The 18,635-nt window shown below is 71.9% G+C and carries 14 protein-coding genes, 1 tRNA gene and 1 pseudogene; 14 read left to right on the top strand and 2 right to left on the bottom strand.

Annotated features, from left to right (window positions below; genetic code table 11):
- Window positions 1-65: 65 nt before the first annotated feature.
- The gene (gene fdhD, locus ACFYXM_RS03490) at window positions 66-914 is read right to left on the bottom strand and encodes a formate dehydrogenase accessory sulfurtransferase FdhD (RefSeq protein WP_389286414.1); all 849 of its coding nucleotides are present in this window, start codon (window positions 912-914) and stop codon (window positions 66-68) included.
- Window positions 915-1,018: 104 nt separating this feature from the next.
- Between fdhD and ACFYXM_RS03485 the strand changes: the two genes are divergently transcribed.
- The 13 genes and pseudogenes from ACFYXM_RS03485 (at window position 1,019) to ACFYXM_RS03425 (ending at window position 14,255) form a co-directional block, all read left to right on the top strand.
- Window positions 1,019-1,168, top strand: a complete 150-nt coding sequence (locus tag ACFYXM_RS03485; protein ID WP_389286413.1) for a hypothetical protein — start codon at window positions 1,019-1,021, stop codon at window positions 1,166-1,168.
- Window positions 1,169-1,279: 111 nt separating this feature from the next.
- Window positions 1,280-2,245 carry a beta-ketoacyl-ACP synthase III gene (locus tag ACFYXM_RS03480; protein ID WP_389286412.1) on the top strand — a complete coding sequence of 322 codons (966 nt, stop codon included), beginning with the start codon at window positions 1,280-1,282 and terminating at the stop codon, window positions 2,243-2,245.
- Window positions 2,246-2,510: 265 nt separating this feature from the next.
- Window positions 2,511-3,692 (top strand): ROK family protein, encoded by a 1,182-nt coding sequence (locus tag ACFYXM_RS03475; protein WP_389286410.1) that lies wholly within the window; start codon window positions 2,511-2,513, stop codon window positions 3,690-3,692.
- A gap of 250 nt (window positions 3,693-3,942) precedes the next feature.
- A complete protein-coding gene (locus ACFYXM_RS03470; protein ID WP_389286409.1) occupies window positions 3,943-5,466 on the top strand; it encodes a sugar ABC transporter ATP-binding protein in 1,524 nt (507 codons plus the stop codon).
- Entirely contained in the window at window positions 5,463-6,500 is a 1,038-nt protein-coding gene (locus ACFYXM_RS03465; protein WP_389286407.1) for an ABC transporter permease, read from the top strand. Before ACFYXM_RS03470 ends, ACFYXM_RS03465 begins: the two co-directional genes overlap by 4 nt.
- Before the next feature lie 258 nt (window positions 6,501-6,758).
- The gene (locus ACFYXM_RS03460) at window positions 6,759-7,796 is read left to right on the top strand and encodes a substrate-binding domain-containing protein (protein ID WP_389286405.1); all 1,038 of its coding nucleotides are present in this window, start codon (window positions 6,759-6,761) and stop codon (window positions 7,794-7,796) included.
- A gap of 101 nt (window positions 7,797-7,897) precedes the next feature.
- A complete protein-coding gene (locus ACFYXM_RS03455) occupies window positions 7,898-9,196 on the top strand; it encodes a Gfo/Idh/MocA family protein (protein WP_389286403.1) in 1,299 nt (432 codons plus the stop codon).
- 12 nt (window positions 9,197-9,208) lie between these two features.
- Window positions 9,209-10,213, top strand: a complete 1,005-nt coding sequence (locus tag ACFYXM_RS03450) for a sugar phosphate isomerase/epimerase family protein (RefSeq protein ID WP_389286402.1) — start codon at window positions 9,209-9,211, stop codon at window positions 10,211-10,213.
- A 72-nt stretch (window positions 10,214-10,285) separates the two neighbouring features.
- Window positions 10,286-11,749 (top strand): annotated as a pseudogene (locus ACFYXM_RS03445) (ThuA domain-containing protein); the annotation flags it as partial.
- Window positions 11,750-11,850: 101 nt separating this feature from the next.
- On the top strand, window positions 11,851-13,191 hold the full coding sequence (locus ACFYXM_RS03440; protein WP_389286400.1) for an alkaline phosphatase family protein: 1,341 nt from the start codon (window positions 11,851-11,853) through the stop codon (window positions 13,189-13,191).
- 285 nt (window positions 13,192-13,476) lie between these two features.
- Window positions 13,477-13,564, top strand: a tRNA-Leu gene (locus ACFYXM_RS03435).
- Window positions 13,565-13,640: 76 nt separating this feature from the next.
- Window positions 13,641-13,868 carry a hypothetical protein gene (locus ACFYXM_RS03430; protein WP_389286398.1) on the top strand — a complete coding sequence of 76 codons (228 nt, stop codon included), beginning with the start codon at window positions 13,641-13,643 and terminating at the stop codon, window positions 13,866-13,868.
- A 24-nt stretch (window positions 13,869-13,892) separates the two neighbouring features.
- Complete coding sequence (locus ACFYXM_RS03425; RefSeq protein WP_389286396.1) at window positions 13,893-14,255, top strand: hypothetical protein; 363 nt, start codon at window positions 13,893-13,895, stop codon at window positions 14,253-14,255.
- Here the strand turns inward: ACFYXM_RS03425 and ACFYXM_RS03420 are convergent.
- Window positions 14,203-18,237 carry a BTAD domain-containing putative transcriptional regulator gene (locus ACFYXM_RS03420; protein WP_389286571.1) on the bottom strand — a complete coding sequence of 1,345 codons (4,035 nt, stop codon included), beginning with the start codon at window positions 18,235-18,237 and terminating at the stop codon, window positions 14,203-14,205. The two genes, ACFYXM_RS03425 and ACFYXM_RS03420, sit on opposite strands and share 53 nt — an antisense overlap.
- Before the next feature lie 227 nt (window positions 18,238-18,464).
- Here ACFYXM_RS03420 and ACFYXM_RS03415 point away from each other — a divergent pair, with 227 nt between their 5' ends.
- The gene (locus tag ACFYXM_RS03415; protein WP_389286395.1) at window positions 18,465-18,623 is read left to right on the top strand and encodes a hypothetical protein; all 159 of its coding nucleotides are present in this window, start codon (window positions 18,465-18,467) and stop codon (window positions 18,621-18,623) included.
- Window positions 18,624-18,635 lie beyond the last annotated feature (12 nt).

Here is an 18,635-nt window from a genome sequence, read left to right as displayed (position 1 = left end):
CGACGCGCGCGGGCGGCGGTGGCGCGGCGTCGGCCGGCCCGTGGGGCGCCGTCCGGGTGGGGCGGTCAGTCCCGGCGGACCGCCGGTTCCAGGGCGATGCGGTGCTCGCCCGCGTACACGTTCATCGACGGGCCCCGCAGGAAGCCCACCAGGGTCAGTCCGGTCTCGGCCGCCAGGTCCACGGCGAGCGACGACGGGGCCGAGACCGCCGCGAGCATCGGGATCCCGGCCATCACGGCCTTCTGGGCCAGTTCGAAGGAGGCCCGCCCCGACACCAGCAGGATCGTCCGGGACAGCGGCAGCCGACTGTCGGTCAGGGCCCGGCCGACCAGCTTGTCCACCGCGTTGTGCCGGCCGACGTCCTCCCTGACGTCGAGGAGCTCGCCCGCCTCCGAGAACAGTGCCGCCGCGTGCAGACCGCCGGTGCGGTCGAAGACCCGCTGGGCCGCGCGCAGCCGGTCCGGCAGTACCGCGAGCAGTGCCGGCTCGACCAGGAGCGGGGGAGCGTCGGCGATCGGGTGCCGGGTGGTGGTGCGGACCGCGTCGAGGCTCGCCTTGCCGCACAGCCCGCAGGACGACGTGGTGTACACGTGGCGTTCGAGCGCGATGTCGGGGACCGGGACGCCGGGGGCGAGCTTCACGTCCACCACGTTGTACGTGTTCACGCCGTCCGCGGTCGCCCCGGCGCAGTAGACGATCGACTGCACCTCGGATCCGTCGCCGACGACGCCCTCGCTCACCAGGAAGCCCGCCGCCAGCGCGAAGTCGTCGCCCGGGGTGCGCATCGTGATGGCGAGCGGCCTGCCGTTCAGCCGGATCTCCAGGGGCTCCTCGGCGACGAGCGTGTCGGGGCGCGCGGAGACCGCCCCGTCCCGGATGCGGATGGTGCGGCGGCGCTCGGTGACCCGTCCCATAGCCGTGAACCCGTTTCCCGTCGTGCGGTGAGGCGGCCCCGGCCGTCTCACCGTCCTGTCTTCGTTCCGGCGCATGCGCCGTTCCGGCACATGCGTCCTGACGCATGGAGTCTGCCATCGCGGCCGACGCGGCGTGCGAGCGGAGGGCGGTGGCCGTCCGCCCCGCCGACCTGCGGGACCACCGGCTGCGGGCCTTGCGGGCCTCGCGGGCCACGGCTCAGGCGTCCGGGCGCGGGCGGCGGACGCGGCAGTGATCGAACCTCCAACGAGCGCGTGCCATTCCTGTGGGAACACGTGCCCCCGTACCGGTCGGTAGCGACCAAGACTGGATGGCTCCTGCCATACGTAGCGAGGGGAACCTGTACATGACCGGCTCACGTGTCGTGGCGCTCGGCCACTATCAGCCCGCCAGGGTGCTCACCAACGAGGACCTGGCGGCCATGGTCGATACCAGCGACGAGTGGATCACCAGCCGCGTCGGCATCAGGACCCGGCATGTGGGAGGGCCCGACGAACCGGTCGATGAACTGGCCGCGCACGCGGCCGCCAAGGCGCTCGCCTCGGCGGGGCTGCGGCCCGACGAGATCGACATGGTCCTGGTCGCCACGTCCACCGCGATCGACCGCTCACCGAGCATGTCGGCGCGGGTCGCCGCCCGGCTCGGCATGGACTCGCCCGCGGTGATGGACATCAACGTGGTGTGTTCCGGCTTCACCCACGCCCTCGCCACCGCCGATCACACCATCCGGGCCGGCGCGGCCGAGCGCGTCCTGGTGATCGGTGCCGACAAGATGGGGGACGTCGCGGACTGGACCGACCGCAGCACCTGCGTGCTCGTCGGCGACGGAGCCGGTGCCGCGGTCGTCGTCGCGGACCGGGACCGCCCGGGAACGGACGGTCGGGACCGGCCCGGGATCGGCCCCGTGCTGTGGGGCTCGGTGCCGCGGATGGGGAACGCGGTACGGATCGAGGGCACGCCCCCGCGCTTCGCGCAGGAAGGGCAGTCGGTGTACCGCTGGGCCACCACACAACTGCCGCCCATCGCCCGCAAGGTGTGCGACAAGGCCGGTGTCGCGCCGGAGGACCTGGCCGCGGTGGTGCTGCACCAGGCGAATCTCAGGATCATCGAACCCGTCGCCAGGAGGATAGGCGCGGTCAACGCGGTCATCGCCCGGGACGTCGTGGAATCCGGCAACACGTCGGCCGCCTCCGTCCCGATGGCCCTGTCCAAGCTGGTGGAGCGCGGAGAGGTGCACACCGGCGACCCGGTGCTGCTGTTCGCCTTCGGCGGGAACCTCTCGTACGCGGGTCAGGTGATCCGCTGCCCCTGATGCCCGTGGCATCGCCCGTGCGGCGGTGGCGTCGCACCCCGGGGCCCGCCTCGCCGACGGGCGCCGGGACGCGACGGCGTGCCGAAGCCGGAACGGCGCCGCGCCGGGACACGGCGTCGTTCGCACCGGCTGCTTTGTCCACGGTGTGGAGAAAGTCGGTGCGGATTCCCGCACGACTTCTTCCCACTCCCGGCGACCGCTGCTACGTTCCCCTCGAAAGCCCGGACGGACCGGCCGATGCGGCGGGGAGGGGCGCGTGAGACGCATGACGGCACGACCCGCGAACGCGCACCAGGCGCGGCTGCTCAGGCTGTTGCGCGACGGCGGTCCCCACTCGCGGGCGCAACTGGGGGACCGGGTCGAACTCTCCCGCTCCAAGCTCGCCGTCGAGGTCGACCGGCTGCTCGGGACCGGACTCGTCGTGGCCGACGGCCTCGCCGCGTCCCGCGGCGGACGCCGCTCCCACAACATCCGGCTCGACCCGCGACTGCGTTTTCTTGGCGTCGACATCGGGGCCACGTCCGTCGATGTGGCCGTCACCAACGCAGAGTTGGAGGTCCTGGGCCACCTCAACCATCCCATGGACGTGCGCGAGGGCCCTGTCGCCGTCTTCGAACAGGTCCTGGCGATGGCGGCCGGGCTCCGGGCCTCCGGGCTCGCCGAGGGCTTCGACGGCGCGGGCATCGGCGTGCCCGGTCCGGTGCGCTTCCCCGAAGGCGTACCGGTCGCCCCGCCGATCATGCCCGGCTGGGACGGCTTCCCCGTCCGCGAGGCGCTCAGCCAGGAACTGGGCTGCCCCGTCATGGTCGACAACGACGTGAACCTGATGGCGTTGGGGGAGAGGCACGCGGGGGTCGCGCGCTCCGTCGGCGACTTTCTCTGCGTCAAGATCGGTACGGGAATCGGCTGCGGCATCGTCGCCGGCGGCGAGGTCCACCGGGGCACGACCGGCAGCGCCGGGGACATCGGACACATACGGGTCGAACCCGACGGACGGCTCTGCGCCTGCGGCAACCGGGGCTGTCTGGAAGCCCACTTCAGCGGCGCCGCGCTCGCCCGTGACGCCGAGGAGGCGGCACGCGCCGGGCATTCGGCGGAACTCGCCGGCCGACTGGAGGCGGCCGGAGCACTCACCGCCGCCGACGTGGCGGCCGCCGCGGCCGCCGGTGACCCCACCGCGCTCGGCCTGATCCGCGAGGGCGGCAACCGGGTCGGCCAGGTCGTCGCGGGACTCGTCAGCTTCTTCAACCCCGGCCTGGTGGTGATCGGCGGCGGGGTGACCGGCCTCGGGCACACACTGCTCGCCAGCGTCCGGACCCAGGTCTACCGCCAGTCGCTGCCACTGGCCACCGGCAATCTCCCCATCGTGCTGGGCGAGTTGGGACACGCCGCCGGAGTGATCGGCGCGGCCCGGCTCATCAGCGACCACTTGTTCTCACCGGCCTGACCCCGGGCCGGAGGCACATCGGCACCACCGCCTCCGCAACCCGCCTCCGCCTCCGTACACCGTGAGCCCGGCCCCCGGCGAAGCCGGAACCGTACAGCCGTAGGCCCCGCACCAGCGCACACGTACAGCCCTTGGACGTACACGAACTCGCGCACACGCACCCCGGTACCGCCCCGCTCGCTCACCGGCCTTCCCCGGGCTCCCGGCTGCGCCGGAGCAGGGGAGACCCCATTCGCCGAGGGGATTCGTCATGGCACCAGAACCACCCCTGCTCACCATGTCCGGCATCACCAAGTCGTTCCCGGGAGTCCGCGCCCTCGACGGTGTGGACCTGGAGGTCCGGGCCGGTGAGGTCCACTGCCTCCTCGGCCAGAACGGCGCCGGGAAGTCCACCCTCATCAAGGTGCTCGCCGGCGCCCAGCGGCCCGACGACGGCGCGATCACCTGGTGCGGCGAACCGGTCGAGCTCAAGTCGCCCGTCGCCGCGATGCGCCTGGGCATCGCCACCATCTACCAGGAACTCGACCTGGTCCGGGGCCTCTCGGTGGCCGAGAACGTCTTCCTCGGCCATGAGCCCACCACCGCGCGCTTCCTCGTCCGCGCCCGCCGGGGGCGTGCGGCCACGGCCGCGCTGCTGGGGCGCCTGGGGCATCCCGAGATCGATCCGGCGCACGAGGTCGGCCGGCTGTCGGCGGCCCAGCAGCAGATCGTCTCCATGGCGCGGGCGCTCTCCCACGACGTGCGGCTCATCGTGATGGACGAGCCGACCGCCGCGCTCGACCCGGACGAGGTCGACAACCTGTTCCGCGTCGTCGCCGCCCTCACCGCCGAAGGAGTCGCCGTCGTCCATATCTCGCACCGGCTGGACGAGATCCGCCGGATCGGCGACCGGGTGACCGTGCTGAAGGGCGGACGGGCCGTCGCCGGAGGGCTGCCCGTCCGGTCCACGCCGACGCGCGACATCGTCGCCATGATGACCGGCCGGGACGTCGAGCACGTCTTTCCGGCCCGTCCCGCGCGCGGCGCCGACGCGGCGGACGAACCCGTGCTGAAGGCGGAAGGGCTGGCCAGGAAGGGTGAATTCGAGCCGCTGGACCTGGAGTTGAGACCGGGCGAGATCGTCGGCCTGGCCGGACTCGTCGGCTCGGGACGCTCCGAGATCCTGGAGACCGTCTACGGGGCCCGCAGGCCGACCGCCGGACGGGTCACCGTCGCGGGCCGACGGCTCCGGCCCGGCAGCGTCCGCGCGGCGGTCGCCGCCGGTGTCGGACTCGCCCCCGAGGAACGCAAGGCGCAGGCCCTGCTGATGCTCGAGTCCGTCACCCGCAACGTCTCCGTCTCCTCCATGTCCCGCTTCGCCCGGGGCGGTTGGCTGGACCGCGGGGCCGAACGCCGGGCGGCCCGCGCCGCGACCCGCGAACTCTCCCTGCGCCCCGACCACCCCGACGCCCCCGTCCGCACGCTCTCCGGAGGCAATCAGCAGAAGGCCGTCCTGGCCCGCTGGCTGCTGCGCGGATGCCGCGTCCTGCTGCTCGACGAACCGACCCGCGGTGTCGACGTCGGAGCCCGCGCCGAGCTGTACGCGGTGATCCGCCGGCTGGCCGACGAGGGCCTCGCCGTCCTGCTCGTCTCCAGCGAGGTGCCCGAAGTGCTGGGCCTCGCCGACCGGGTGCTGGTGCTCCGCGAGGGCCGCGTCGTGCACACGGCGCCCGCCGGGGAGCTGGACGAGCATCGCGTACTCGACCTGGTGATGGAAGGGAGCCCGACATCATGAAGCAGCCCGTCTCCTCGGCACGGCACGGCGGGCCGGACAGGGCGCACGCTACGGACGCCGGATCCGCGAAGCGGGACATGACGCGGCGCGCCTCTGGACCGCGCGTGGACGTGCGCACCCTCTCGCTCCTGGGCGTCCTCGCCGCACTGATCGCCGTCGGCGGATTCACCGAGCCCGACGCCTTCCTCGACATCGGCAACCTCCAGCTGATCCTGACCCAGTCGTCCGTCATCGGTGTCGTGACCGTGGGGATGACCTTCGTCATCACCAGCGGCGGCATCGACCTCTCGGTCGGCGCCATGGTCGCGCTCGCCTCCGTCTGGGCGACCACGGTCGCCACCCAGGAGTACGGCTTCGCGGGGATCCTGTTCACCGCCGTGGTCGTCGGGCTCGCCGCCGGGCTGGTGAACGGGCTGCTCATCGCGTACGGGCGGATGGTGCCGTTCATCGCGACGCTCGCGATGCTCGCCTCGGCACGCGGACTCGCCCTCCAGATCACCGACGGGAAGACACAACTCGTCACCGTCGGGTCCGTGCTGGACCTCGGGCTGCCCGACTCCTACGTCCTCGGCGTCCCGCCGCTGGTCATCATGTTCGCCGCGGTCACCGTCGTCGGTCGGCTGCTGCTGAACCGCACCACCTTCGGGCGCCGCACGGTCGCCATCGGCGGCAACGCGGAGGCGGCCCGGCTGGCCGGCATCGACGTTCGGCGACAGCGGCTCCTCCTCTACCTGCTGTCCGGGCTGTGCTGCGGCATCGCCGCGTTCATGCTCGTCATCCTGTCCGGCTCGGGACAGAACACCAACGGCAACCTGTACGAGCTGGACGCCATCGCCGCCGCCATCATCGGCGGCACCCTGCTCAGCGGCGGGCGCGGCACCATCGTCGGCTCGGTGCTCGGCGTCCTCGTCTTCACCACCATCACCAACATCTTCGCGCTCAACAACCTCCAGAGCGACGTCCAGCAGATCGCCAAGGGCGCGATCATCGTCGCCGCCGTCCTGGTCCAGCGCCGCACCTCCGCGCCCGGGTAGTGCTGCGACCGGAAAGGTTCACCGGCTCGCGACGCCCGGCACGGCACCTCGCCGCGTTGTCGCATCACCCGAGTACGTCCAGTACGAGGGCGATCCTCCGCCTTGCGATGCACCGCACCGGACGCCGCGAGCTTCCCGGTAGACCTTTCCGGCCACAGCACTGGACCTGACCCACCCGCACGGGCACGCCCCTCGATGCGCGTCCCCGCCCCGCTCCCCGTACGACACGCAACGCACCGGATGAAGGGTTGGACAGCCATGCCAGAAACCAGCCGCAGAGGACTGCTGTTCGGGACCGCGGCCGTCTCCGCGGGCGCCTTCCTCACCGCCTGCACCAGCAACGAACCCAAGGCCGCGGACGCCGCGCGCAGCGGTGGCGCCGCGGCCGACACCGAGCCCGGCAAGCACGTCACGATCGGCTTCGCGGGTCCGCAGGCCGACCACGGCTGGCTCAACGCCATCAACGAGAACGCCGCCTCGCGGGCGGCGAAGTACTCCGACGTGACGCTGGAGACCACCGAGGGCTCCAACGACACCGCCGCCCAGATCGGCCAGGTCAAGACCCTCATCAACAAGAAGGTCGATGTCCTGGTCGTCCTCCCCGCCGACGGCAAGGCGCTCACGCAGGCCGGCCTGGAGGCCATGCGGGCAGGCATCCCCGTCGTCAACCTGGACCGGATCTTCGCCTCCCCGCAGGCGTACCGCTGCTGGGTCGGCGGCGACAACTACGGCATGGGCCTCAACGCCGGTACGTACATCGGCGAACGGCTGAAGGACAAGACGGACGCCAAGGTCGTCGAGCTGGCCGGCATCGACAACCTGGAACTCACCAAGCAGCGCAGCCAGGGCTTCGCCGACGCGCTGAAGAACTATCCCGACATCGAGCTGGTGGCCCGTCAGGCGGCCGAGTTCACCGTCGAGTCGGGTCAGGCGAAGACGGCCCAGCTCCTCCAGGCGCAGAAGAGGATCGACGCCCTGTGGAACCACGACGACGACCAGGGCGTCGGAGCGCTGCGGGCCATCCAGCAGGCGGGCCGCGACGAGTTCCTGATGGTCGGCGGCGCCGGGTCCAGGTCCGCGATGGACACCATCAAGGCCGACGACGGTGTGCTGAAGGCCACTGTCCTCTACCCGCCGACGATGGCCGCCTCCGCGATCGACCTGGCCCGCGCCCTCGCCCAGGGCAAGGGCGTCGGCGGTCTGGCCGAGCTGGAGATCCCGACCGGTCTCACCCTTTACTCGGCGGTGGTCACCAAGGAGAACGTCGACCAGTACCTGCCCACGGGCTTCAGCTGAGAGGCCCCGGGGAGGGCACCGGCCCTCCCGCCGCCCCGGAGGAGGGCGCCTGTCGCCCCTTCCGCCGCACCCATCGAACGACCGACGAGGAGGAAGCCCGGATGGCCCGCAGGGAAGAGACGGCACGGCAGGCCGAGGCGCCGCCGGCGCACCGGCCGGTGCCGAGCGCGCCCACGCTCGGGATCGGCATGGTCGGGTACGCGTTCATGGGCGCCGCCCACTCACAGGGGTGGCGCACCGCCGGTCACGTCTTCGAGCTGCCGATGAGACCGGTGCTCGCCGCGATCTGCGGACGCGACCGGGCGGCGGTCGACGCGGCGGCGGCCCGCCACGGCTGGGCGGCGGCGGAGACCGACTGGCGGGCCCTCGTCGCCCGGGACGACGTACAGCTCGTCGACATCTGCACCCCCGGCGACAGCCATGCCGAGATCGCGATCGCCGCGCTGGAGGCCGGCAAACACGTACTGTGCGAGAAGCCGCTGGCCAACACGGTCGCCGAGGCCGAGGCCATGACCGAGGCGGCCGAACGGGCGGCGGCCCGCGGCCAGGTGGCCATGGTGGGCTTCAACTACCGCAAGGTGCCCGCGATCAGCCATGCCCGGGGGCTGATCGGCGAAGGCCGGATCGGCACCCTGCGCCACGTCCGCGCCGCCTACCTCCAGGACTGGCTCGTCGACCCCGAAGCACCGCTCACCTGGCGGCTGCGACGGGAGCGGGCGGGTTCGGGGGCGCTCGGCGACCTGGGCGCGCACATCGTCGATCTGGCGCAGCACCTGGCGGGTGAGCCGCTGACCGGAGTGTCGGCGGTCAGCAGGACGTTCGTGACGCGACGGCCGCTGCCGGCCGGGCCGCCCGCCGGACTCTCCGCGGCCGTCGGTACCGACGCGCACCGGGACGGCGACGGCCGCCACGGGGACGGCGGCGGACACGGGGAGGGAGGCGGCAGGGACGGGGCGGTGACCGTCGACGACGCGACCGTGTTCACCGGCCGTTTCGCCTCCGGTGCGCTGGCCTCCTTCGAGGCGACCCGGATGGCCGCCGGACGGAAGAACGCGCTGCGCCTGGAGATCAACGGGGAGCGCGGCTCGCTCGCCTTCGACCTGGAACGCCTCAACGAACTGTCCTTCCACGACCACACCGAACCCGCCGCCACGGCGGGCTTCCGGCGCATCCTCGTGACCGAGCCCGAGCATCCCTACCTGGAGGCGTGGTGGCCGCCGGGCCACACCCTCGGATACGAGCACACCTTCGTCCACCAGGCCCGCGACCTGGTGCGCACGATCGCCGAAGGGACCGCCCCCGCACCGTCGTTCGCCGACGGACTCCAGATCCAGCGGGTGCTCGCGGCGGTTCAGGAGAGCGCCGAGAAGAACTCCGTACACACCCCCGTGGTTCTCTAGGAGGTCCCGCGCATGCCCCGTCCCTTCACCCTGTTCACCGGTCAGTGGGCCGACCTGCCGCTGGAGGAGGTCTGCCGGCTCGCCCGCGACTTCGGCTACGACGGTCTCGAACTCGCCTGCTGGGGAGATCACTTCGAGGTCGACAAGGCCCTGAGCGACCCCGGCTACCTGGACGGGCGGCGCACGCTGCTCGACCGCTACGGGCTCAAGTGCTGGGCGGTCTCCAACCATCTCGTCGGCCAGGCGGTCTGCGACCACCCGATCGACGAACGCCACCAGGGCATCCTGCCGGCCCGGGTCTGGGGCGACGGCGAACCCGAGGGGGTGCGCCGCCGGGCCGCCGAGGAGATGAAGGACACCGCCCGCGCCGCGGCCGCCTTCGGGGTGCGCACCGTCGTCGGCTTCACCGGCTCGTCCATCTGGCACCTGGTCGCGATGTTCCCGCCGGTTCCGCCGCACATGATCGAGCGCGGGTACGAGGACTTCGCGGAACGCTGGAACCCGGTCCTGGACGTGTTCGACGCCGAGGGCGTGCGGTTCGCCCACGAGGTGCACCCCGGCGAGATCGCGTACGACTACTGGACCACGCACCGCGCGCTGGAGGCCGTCGGCCACCGGGCGGCGTTCGGGCTGAACTTCGACCCGAGCCACTTCGTCTGGCAGGACCTGGACCCCGTGGGATTCCTGTACGACTTCCGGGACCGGATCCACCACGTGGACTGCAAGGAGGCGCGCAGGCGGCTGGACGGCCGCAACGGGCGCCTCGGCTCGCACCTCCCGTGGGGCGATCCGAGGCGGGGCTGGGACTTCGTCTCCGCGGGGCACGGCGAGGTGCCGTGGGAGGACGTGTTCCGGATGCTCCGGTCCATCGGCTACGACGGGCCGGTCTCCGTGGAGTGGGAGGACGCGGGGATGGACCGGCTGGTGGGGGCGCCGGAAGCGCTCGCCACGCTCAGGCGGTACGACTTCGAGCCGCCGTCCGCCTCGTTCGACGCGGCGTTCGGGGGCGGCGACTGAGGACGTCCTCGCGTACGGCGGGGTGGCGGGCCGACGGCCGTCCTCCCGCACGGCGGGTGCGGTGGCCGCCCGGTGCCCTCCGGCGGCAGCGGGGGCTTCCTGGAGGTGAGGGCGGGTTCGGCGACCGGCACGATCCTCGGCTCCACCCCGGTCCCGGTGACCGGCGGCTGGGAGACGTTCCAGGACGTCGACGTACCCCTGCGCAACGTGCCCAGGAAGGCCACCGAACTCTTCCTCGTCTTCAAGGGAGGCGCCGGAGCCCTCTACGATGTCGACGACTTCGAGCTCGTCCACCGCACCCCGGACAGGAACGCCAAACGGGTCCTGGTCTTCTCGAAGACGGCCGGCTACCGCCATGGCGCGATCCCCGACGGCGTCGCCGCGCTCAGGCAGCTCGGCGAGGACAGCGGCATCACCGTCGACGCGACCGAGGAGGCACGGCAGTTCACCACCGCCAACCTCGCCCGGTACGACGCCGTCGTCTTCCTGTCGACCACCGGTGACGTGCTCGGCGCCGACCAGCAGAAGGCGTTCGAGAACTATGTGGCCACCGGCGGCTACATGGGCGTCCACGCGGCGGCGGACACCGAGTACGACTGGCCCTTCTACGGGGGACTCGTCGGCGCGTACGTCTCCTCGCACCCCGCGATCCAGCCCGCCACCGTCCGCGTGGAGGACCACGAGCACCCGGCCACCGCCCATCTCGACGACGAGTGGAACCGCACCGACGAGTGGTACAACTACCGCACCAACCCGCGCGGTCGGGCCAGGATCCTCGCCACGCTCGACGAGACCACCTACACCGGCGGCACCATGAAGGGCGACCACCCCATCACCTGGTGCCAGACCTACCAGGGCGGCCGGTCGTTCTACACCGGCCTCGGCCACACCAAGGAGTCCTACGCCGAGCCCGCCTTCCGCCGGCTCCTCCTCGGCGGACTGCGCTACGCCTCCGGCCAGGTGAAGGCCGACTGCAAGCCCGACGCCGGCTACCGGCCGATCTTCAACGGCACGACGCTCGACGGCTGGAAGCAGGCGGGACCCGGCGGATTCGACGTCGTCGACGGCGAACTGCGCTCCGTGGGCGGCATGGGACTGCTCACCTGTCGGGCCAAGGAACTCGGGGCGTACTCGCTCAAGCTCGACTGGAAGATGAGCGGCGACGACAACTCCGGGATCTTCGTCGGTTTCCCGGAATCCGACGACCCCTGGTCCGCGGTGAACAACGGCTACGAGATCCAGATCGACGCCACCGACGCGCCCGACCGCACCACGGGGTCCGTCTACACGCTCAAGGCGCCGAACACCAAGGCCCGCGACCGCGTTCTGCGCCCGCCCGGCCAGTGGAACAGTTACGAGATCAAGGTCCTGGGCGAACGCCTCCAGGTCTTCCTGAACGGAGTGAAGATCAACGACTTCACCAACACCGATCCGGCGCGGAGCCTGAAGAACGGATACATCGGCATCCAGAACCACGATGCCGACGACCATGTGTCCTTCCGCGACATCCAGTTGAAGGAACTGCCCGCGGCGTAGCACGGCTGCCGTTCGGTCAACAGGCGCCGGAATCAGGTGCGCCGGCCCGACGCCGACGTCCGGTGGCCGATGCCGCAGGCGGACGGCGGACGGGTGCGAGGGTGCCCCGCCCGCCGTCACCGCCGCGTCCGTTCCCTCCGTCCCGGCTCGGCGGGGCCGCGCGCGCCTGGCTCGACGAGGCCCTCGCCGAGGCCGAGCACGCCGCCGCCCACGAGGACGCCGAACAGCCCGTCGGACCGTACGGCGCACCCCCGTGGGAGCTGCGGTACGCCGCCGCCGGCCGGAACTGCGGACCGGAGCACGCCGACTCCGTACGCGCCCTGCTGCTCGTCGAGGCCCGCGCCGCCCTGCCCGTCGTCACCCGGCTCTACGAACAGGGCACCGCGGCCGAGGTGCGCTCCGCGCTCGCAGCCTTTGCCGAACCCCGCTTCCTCCACCAGACCCGCACCCGCACCGCCACCGGAGCCCTGCACGGCACCGACGACCTCGACGAAGCCCTCACCGGCCCGGCCCTGCCGGACCGCACACCATGGCGCGCCCACTTCCACATCCCCCTCCACGCACCGCCCACGCCCCCTCTCACCTCCACCCTTCCCGTGCTCCGCTCCGCACTGACCCGACTGGTCGGCGGCCCGCGCCCCCTCACCGCCCACCTGGAGGTCGAGACCTACACCTGGCAGGCGCTCCCGGCCGCCCTGCGCCCCCGATCCCGCGTCCAGCTCGCCGACGGCAGCGCCGCCGAACTCACCCTCGCCCGCGACCTCCTGTCCGACCTCGGCCTCTCGGCCTCAAGGAACTCCCATGACCTCGGCCGAGACTCCCCGCACCGCCGCGCCGGACTCCTGGAGGTCCACACCCAGGACGGCATGGAATACCTGGATCCGATGGCCTCGCGCGCCTTCGCCGTGGCCGATCACCAGATCGCACACATCTACGTACGCCGGCCCGAAGACCTCGCGGCGACCCGCGAAGCCCTCCAGGACCTCCCGGGCGTCGAGCGGCTCCTCGAAGACGAGGACAAGAAGGCCAACGGCCTGGACCATCCCCGTTCCGGGGAACTGGTCGCCGTCGCGGACCCGGATGCCTGGTTCACGTACTACTACTACTACTGGCTCGACGACGCCCGCGCGCCCGACTTCGCGCAACTTGTCGAGATCCATCGCAAACCCGGCTACGACCCCGCCGAACTCTTCCTCGACCCCCAGGACCCGTACGTCCGGATCAGAGCCGCGACCGCCGTCGCCCGCAAGAAACTCGGCATGCGCTACCGCATGGCGGTCGTACCCCTGAAACCGTCACCTGTTCGAGGCAGCCACGGCCGCCTCCCCATGAGCGACGAAGAAGGACCGCTCATCCTGTGCTCCACCCCCCACGCGTTCACCGGACCCGTCCGGGCCACCGAAGTGAAGTCCCTGCTCCTCGATCTTGCCGGACTGCACTGACAACGCCCTCTCCCGCGAAGGAGTTCCCGCATGAGCCGCCGTACACCCGCCGATCCCGCACTCGCCCGCAGGCTCGGCAGACGTTCCGGGGACCGGCGCATCCCCGCACATGTCACCGTGTGCATGCGTGTGGATGCGGTGCGTCGCGTCGGCGGCGCGATGGTGCACGCAAGGGTCCGAGGAAGCCGCCGCACGGCACTGACCACCGGAAACGTGGGTGAGAGGCACCCTGAACCCCTGGTATTGTTTTCCATGTCGCCGCGGGAAACCGGGGCCGACCACCTGGTCCGGGTGGCGGAATGGCAGACGCGCTAGCTTGAGGTGCTAGTGCCCTTTATCGGGCGTGGGGGTTCAAGTCCCCCCTCGGACACCACCACGGTCAACCGACCAAATGAAGCCGGTCAAAGCGACACTTTGTCGCTTTGACCGGCTTTGTTGTTGTGGCGGACGTGATCTGGCCCTCTGCGGGTTCGCAGAGGGCCACACGCCTCAAGCAGGCCGGCGCCGATGCCTTCCGGCTGCTGGACCGTGTCGGCGGCGCCCGGACGGCGCTCGGCCCCGCTGTGGAGGCACTCCGCCAGATCACGGTGCAGAACTTCCTCGTCGATGCCCACGGCCGGCCACGCCCGCGGGCCGAGAAGGACGGGCTCCCGCCCGCCCGCGTGGGCATCGAGTAGCCGTACGACCTGCGGGCACGCTGGGTGCGCCGCGGCCACCGGCGCTGGACCGGCTACCTCGCCCACGTCACCGAGACCTGCGACGAGAGGGGCGTCAACGTGATCACGGCTGTGGCCACCACCGTCCCGACCGCGGACAGCACCGCCCTGCCCGGCATCCACGCCCGGCTGAGGCGGCGCCGCCTGCTGCCCGCACAGCACCTGGTCGTCGGCGGCCGCACCTCCGTCGCGATGATGAACGCTGAGCGAAGGGGCGGGCTGGGCGAAGGGGCGGGCTGGGCGAAGGAGCCGACTGTCCGAACGGCAGCCTGGTGGACGGCGGCGAGGCCCGGGATCACCGGCTGCGGGCCGAACCGCTCGTCAGGTGCCCCTGGCTCCTGTGAATGACGTCAAGGTCGGTGTCGATCAGATCGGCGTGCCGACCGGCCTCGCGCAGAGCCTGCCGGGCGGCGTTGCGGTGCCCGGCCTGGTCGAGCAGCCAGCCGTGGGCGATGAGGGCACAGATGAGTTCGGGAGTGGTGTCCATGGCGTTCAGAAGGTCGACGGCTTGCCCGACGGCCGCCAGGCCGGCCCGGCCGCCCCTGGCCGTACCAAGGGCGCGCATGGCCCGCCCTGTACAACGGGGGGTGCCCCAGCGGCGGGCCGTCTCCAGCTCCCGCGCGGCGAGGGCAACGGCGGCACGGGGTCGTCCGAGGAGCAGCTGGCAATCGGCGGCAGCCGACCGCCACGGGGTGACGATGGGGCTGACAACCTGCCGTTCACTCTGTCGGCGGCCACATTCCAGCAGGTCGTCCAGGGCGGCTGCCGGGTCGCCCTCGGCGAGACTCAACCGCCCCCGCGCGTACAGGAACTCGTTCCATTCCCAGGACTCTCGGGGACTGCCGGCGGGCATGGAGTCGGCCAGTCGACGGGCCTCGGCCAAGCGTCCCGTCTCGGCGAGGGCGATGACGGCCTGTGCCACGAGATGAGCATGGTCCGATCCGCGGGCCGTGGCGCGCACGGACGGTTCGGTGAGGATGCCCCAGCTGTGGCATGACGCGAGCAGTTCCTGGTAGCGGCCGCGCATCGCCAGGCTCTCGGCGTGGACGCTCAGCAGGCTCCGGTAGCCGGGGTCGGCCGACGGGCCGCGGTGCCCGGCCATGCCGTCCGCCACCAGACGGTCGGCGAGCTTCAGGTCGTCGGCCCACTGGGCGAGGGTGGCGGCGGAGGCCAGCACATATGTGCGGGAGTACGGGTCCAGCGGTCGCGCTGTCACCTCCCGGGCGACCGCGAGGGCCTGGGCCGCTGTCAACCGTCCGCTGGTGGAGTCGAATTCGGCGAGCAGCGCGCGGGCCGCCGGCCCCGGGCGCCGGGACGTACGGCTGGTCGGCTTGCGCAGTCTGTCCACCGTGTCCAGCCAGCTGCGCCCGTCATGCGAGGCGATCAGTGCCGCGGCGGCCTGTGCGGCCCGTGCCAGTTCCGGAATCCCGGCGAACCGTTCCGCGAGTTCCTCCATCACCTCCGACGTGGCCGAGGTCCGGTTATGGGTCGCGAGTGCCGCACCCAGGGCGTGCGCGGCTTTGACGGCTCCCACGTCGGACTGCTGGTTCCGCCGAACCGTTTCGGCCATCTGCCGGATTCCCCCGGCCCGCCCTGCCGAGCCCGGTGTCACCTCCGGACTGCCGAGTTCCGCCAGGACGCAGAGGGCGTACGCCGTTCCGGCGTCATCCCGCTCGTCCTGCCCGTCCTGCTCGTCCCGCTGGTCGCGCTCGTCCTGGAGCCGGACCGACAGGTCCCGGCAGATGGCCAGCGCCTCGTCGACACGCCCGGCGTGGACCCGGACCAGGGCGGCGTTGATGGTCGTGGCGGCCTCTGCGGAGCGGTGGCCGAGCTGCCGGGCTACGGCGATGGCCTCCTCGAAGTGCGTGATCGCCTCTTCGTGGCGGCCGAGGTGCTGGGCGAGCAATCCCAGGTCGTTCAGTGCTTGGCACAGGATGGCGGTGTCACCGGTCTCTCGGCACACGCCGATGGCCTGTCGGGTGTGCGGTTCGGCCTCGGTGAACCGGGAGGCGGCGACGGCGGCGTTCCCGCGCAGAAAGTGGCATCGTCCTTCGGCCTGCCGGTCGCCCTGGTGTCGCGCGGCCTCCAGCAGGCTCCTCAAGGTGGCGGCCAGCCGGGCGTCCCGGGGGTCGGGGCCGAACGGGCCGAGTGCGATGAGCAGATCGATGGCGTTTCTCACGTCGCCCCGCCGCCCCCCGCCGGGCGCCACTGTCCGCTCCGAGTCCGGCTCGCCGCCCCCGGCCGCGAGGGTCGTCCGGGCCACCTGAGCCGCGAGCGCCACCGCGTTGCCGGCCTCTCCCACCGCCCAGTGGTGGGCGCTCGGGTAGTCGTCGAAGTCCAGACCGGCGGCGCCCGCGAGGCCCAGCGTGGCGCCGATCGCGTCGCCGGGCAGGGCGTGACGGAACGCTGCGTGGGCGGTGGCGAGGAGAAAACGCAGCAGCCGCGAACGGGCCTGGGCGGCTCGGGCCGGTCCTTCGGCCGCGGCCTTGCGGCGGGCGAAGGACCGCAGCAGGTCGTGATAGCGATAGCGGCCCATGGACGGTGACTGAAGCATCGCCGCGTCCACCAGCGACTCCAGCAGGTCCGCCGCCTCGGGATCGGTCATGCTCAGCAGAGCCGCTGCCGAAGCCGATGTGATGTCCGCTCCGTCCACTGTCGCGACCAGGCGGAACGCCTCGGCCTGGAGGCCGCGAAGCTGGCTGTGGGCGAGTTCGAAGACGGCTTCCACGGCCAGGTCGCCGACCCGCAGTTCGTCGATGCGCCGTTGCTCGTCGGCGAGTCGGCCGGTCAGGGCGTGCAGGGTCCAGGTGGGTCGGGCGGCCAGCCGGGCGGCGGCGATCCGTACGGCCAGCGGGAGGAACCCGCAGGCGGACACCAGGGCGTGGGCTGCTCGGGGTTCTGCGTCGACGCGGTCACCGCCGATGGCCCGCCCGAGCATCTCGACCGCCTCCCACGGACGGAAGACCGGCAGCTGAAGCTGGAGGACGCAGGAGATCCCGGCAAGGCGGGTCCTGCTGGTCACGAGCACCGCGCACCCCGCGCTCCCCGGGAGCAAGGGGCGCAGTTGCCGGCTGTCGCGCGCGTCGTCGAGGACGATCAGCATGCGGCGGTCGGCGAGCAGGGAGCGGAAGAGGGCCGATCTGGTGTCGAGGTCGGCCGGGACGGTCGCGGCGGGAACGCCGAGCGCCTCAAGGAATCCCGCCAGGATCGTCTCCGGACTGGAGCAGACCGTGTCGCTGCCGCGCAGGTCGGCGTACAACTGCCCGTCAGGGAAGTGTCCGCGGGCCCGATGGGCCGCGTGGACGGCCAGGGCCGTCTTGCCGACGCCGCCCATGCCGACGACCGCCGCGACGGCGAGCGCGGATCTCCCGTCTTCGCCCAGGACGCCGAGCAGGGCGCCGAGTTCGGTGTGGCGTCCGGTGAAGTCGACGGTGTCCGCGGGAAGCTGGGCGGGGCGCGGAGGCGGCTGGTCGGGGGCCGGATCGTCATCGCATCCGGTCGCGGCGGTCTCCGGGCGGACGGGGGCGCCTCGCCCAGCTAATGAGGGGGCAGGCAGTAGTTCGGGGTCACCATCGAGGATGCGCTGGTGCAGTTCGTTCAACTCCGGACCAGGCTCGACCCCCAGCTCCTCGATCAGCAGGCGGCGGGCGGAGCGGTAGACGGCCAGAGCATCGGCGCACCGTGCGGCCTGGAACAGCGCCCTCATCAGCAGCCCGTACGGCTTCTCGCGCAGGGGATGCTCGGTCGTCAGAGTGGTCAGCTCCGAGATGCAGCACGAGGAGTCGCCGAGGGTGAGGTCCAAGGCCAGCCGCTCCTCCAGCAAGGTGAGCCGCAGATCGGTCAGGCGCCGACGCTGCCGCTCGGCGAACGGACCGGGCAGGCCGGCCAGGGGAACTCCCTGCCACAGAGCCAGGGCCTGGTTCAGCAGATCGCGGGCCTGCCGGAGGTTCCCACCAGACCGGGCGCGGTCGGCCAGGCCGGCCAACTCCTCCGCGTGCCGGGCGTCGACCGCCGTCTCGGGCAGCTGGAGCCGGTATCCGTCGGGGAGCGACACCAAGACCTCCGGTGCGTCCGGCACCGTCCTGAGGATCTTCCGTAACTGCCATACGTAGGTGCGGACCGTGGTGGCGGCCGCGGGTGGCGGACAGTCGCCCCACAGCGCGTCCACCAGTTCCGCCACCCCGGACGATCTGCCCGGTTTCAGGAGCAGAGCGGCGATCGTCGCCTGCTGCTGGGGGCTTCCCAGCCGCAGAGTCGTTTCCCCGTGCCGGCCTCGTACGGTGCCGAGCACCGAGAACCGCAGATCTTCCACTCCGCCCCCACCGAACATCACGCGCCGAAGTGCACCCTAGCTCACTCTCGCTCCGCCCTTTTGGGTAGAAGTAAGGACATCTCACGCCGACGTGATCACGTGGCGTCCGCCGCTTCGGGGGCGGTTCAACTGGGCTGTGCCGTGACAGATGTTGACGGAGCGTTGATCACTTACTGACGGCCAACCGCAAATCTTGTCCCGGGCTGCCGGTCCGGGCCGCCCGACCTCGAAGAAAGGGGAACCTGATGCCTTCTAGTCAGCAGCTGGACCTGGACGTCACCGATGTGACACCGAAGACCTGGAACGAGCTGTCCGAGCAGTCCACCGCCGGCGCGGACAACTGCACAGGTTGCACGACGTGCTGCACGCACTGCGGCTACGGCAACTGCGGCTGCTGCATCTGACGCTCCGGCCCG

This window comes from Streptomyces sp. NPDC002476, from assembly GCF_042889785.1.
Taxonomy (GTDB): Bacteria; Actinomycetota; Actinomycetes; order Streptomycetales; family Streptomycetaceae; genus Streptomyces.
Note: the sequence above shows the minus strand (reverse complement) of the source record. Positions and strands in the feature narration are given on the sequence as shown.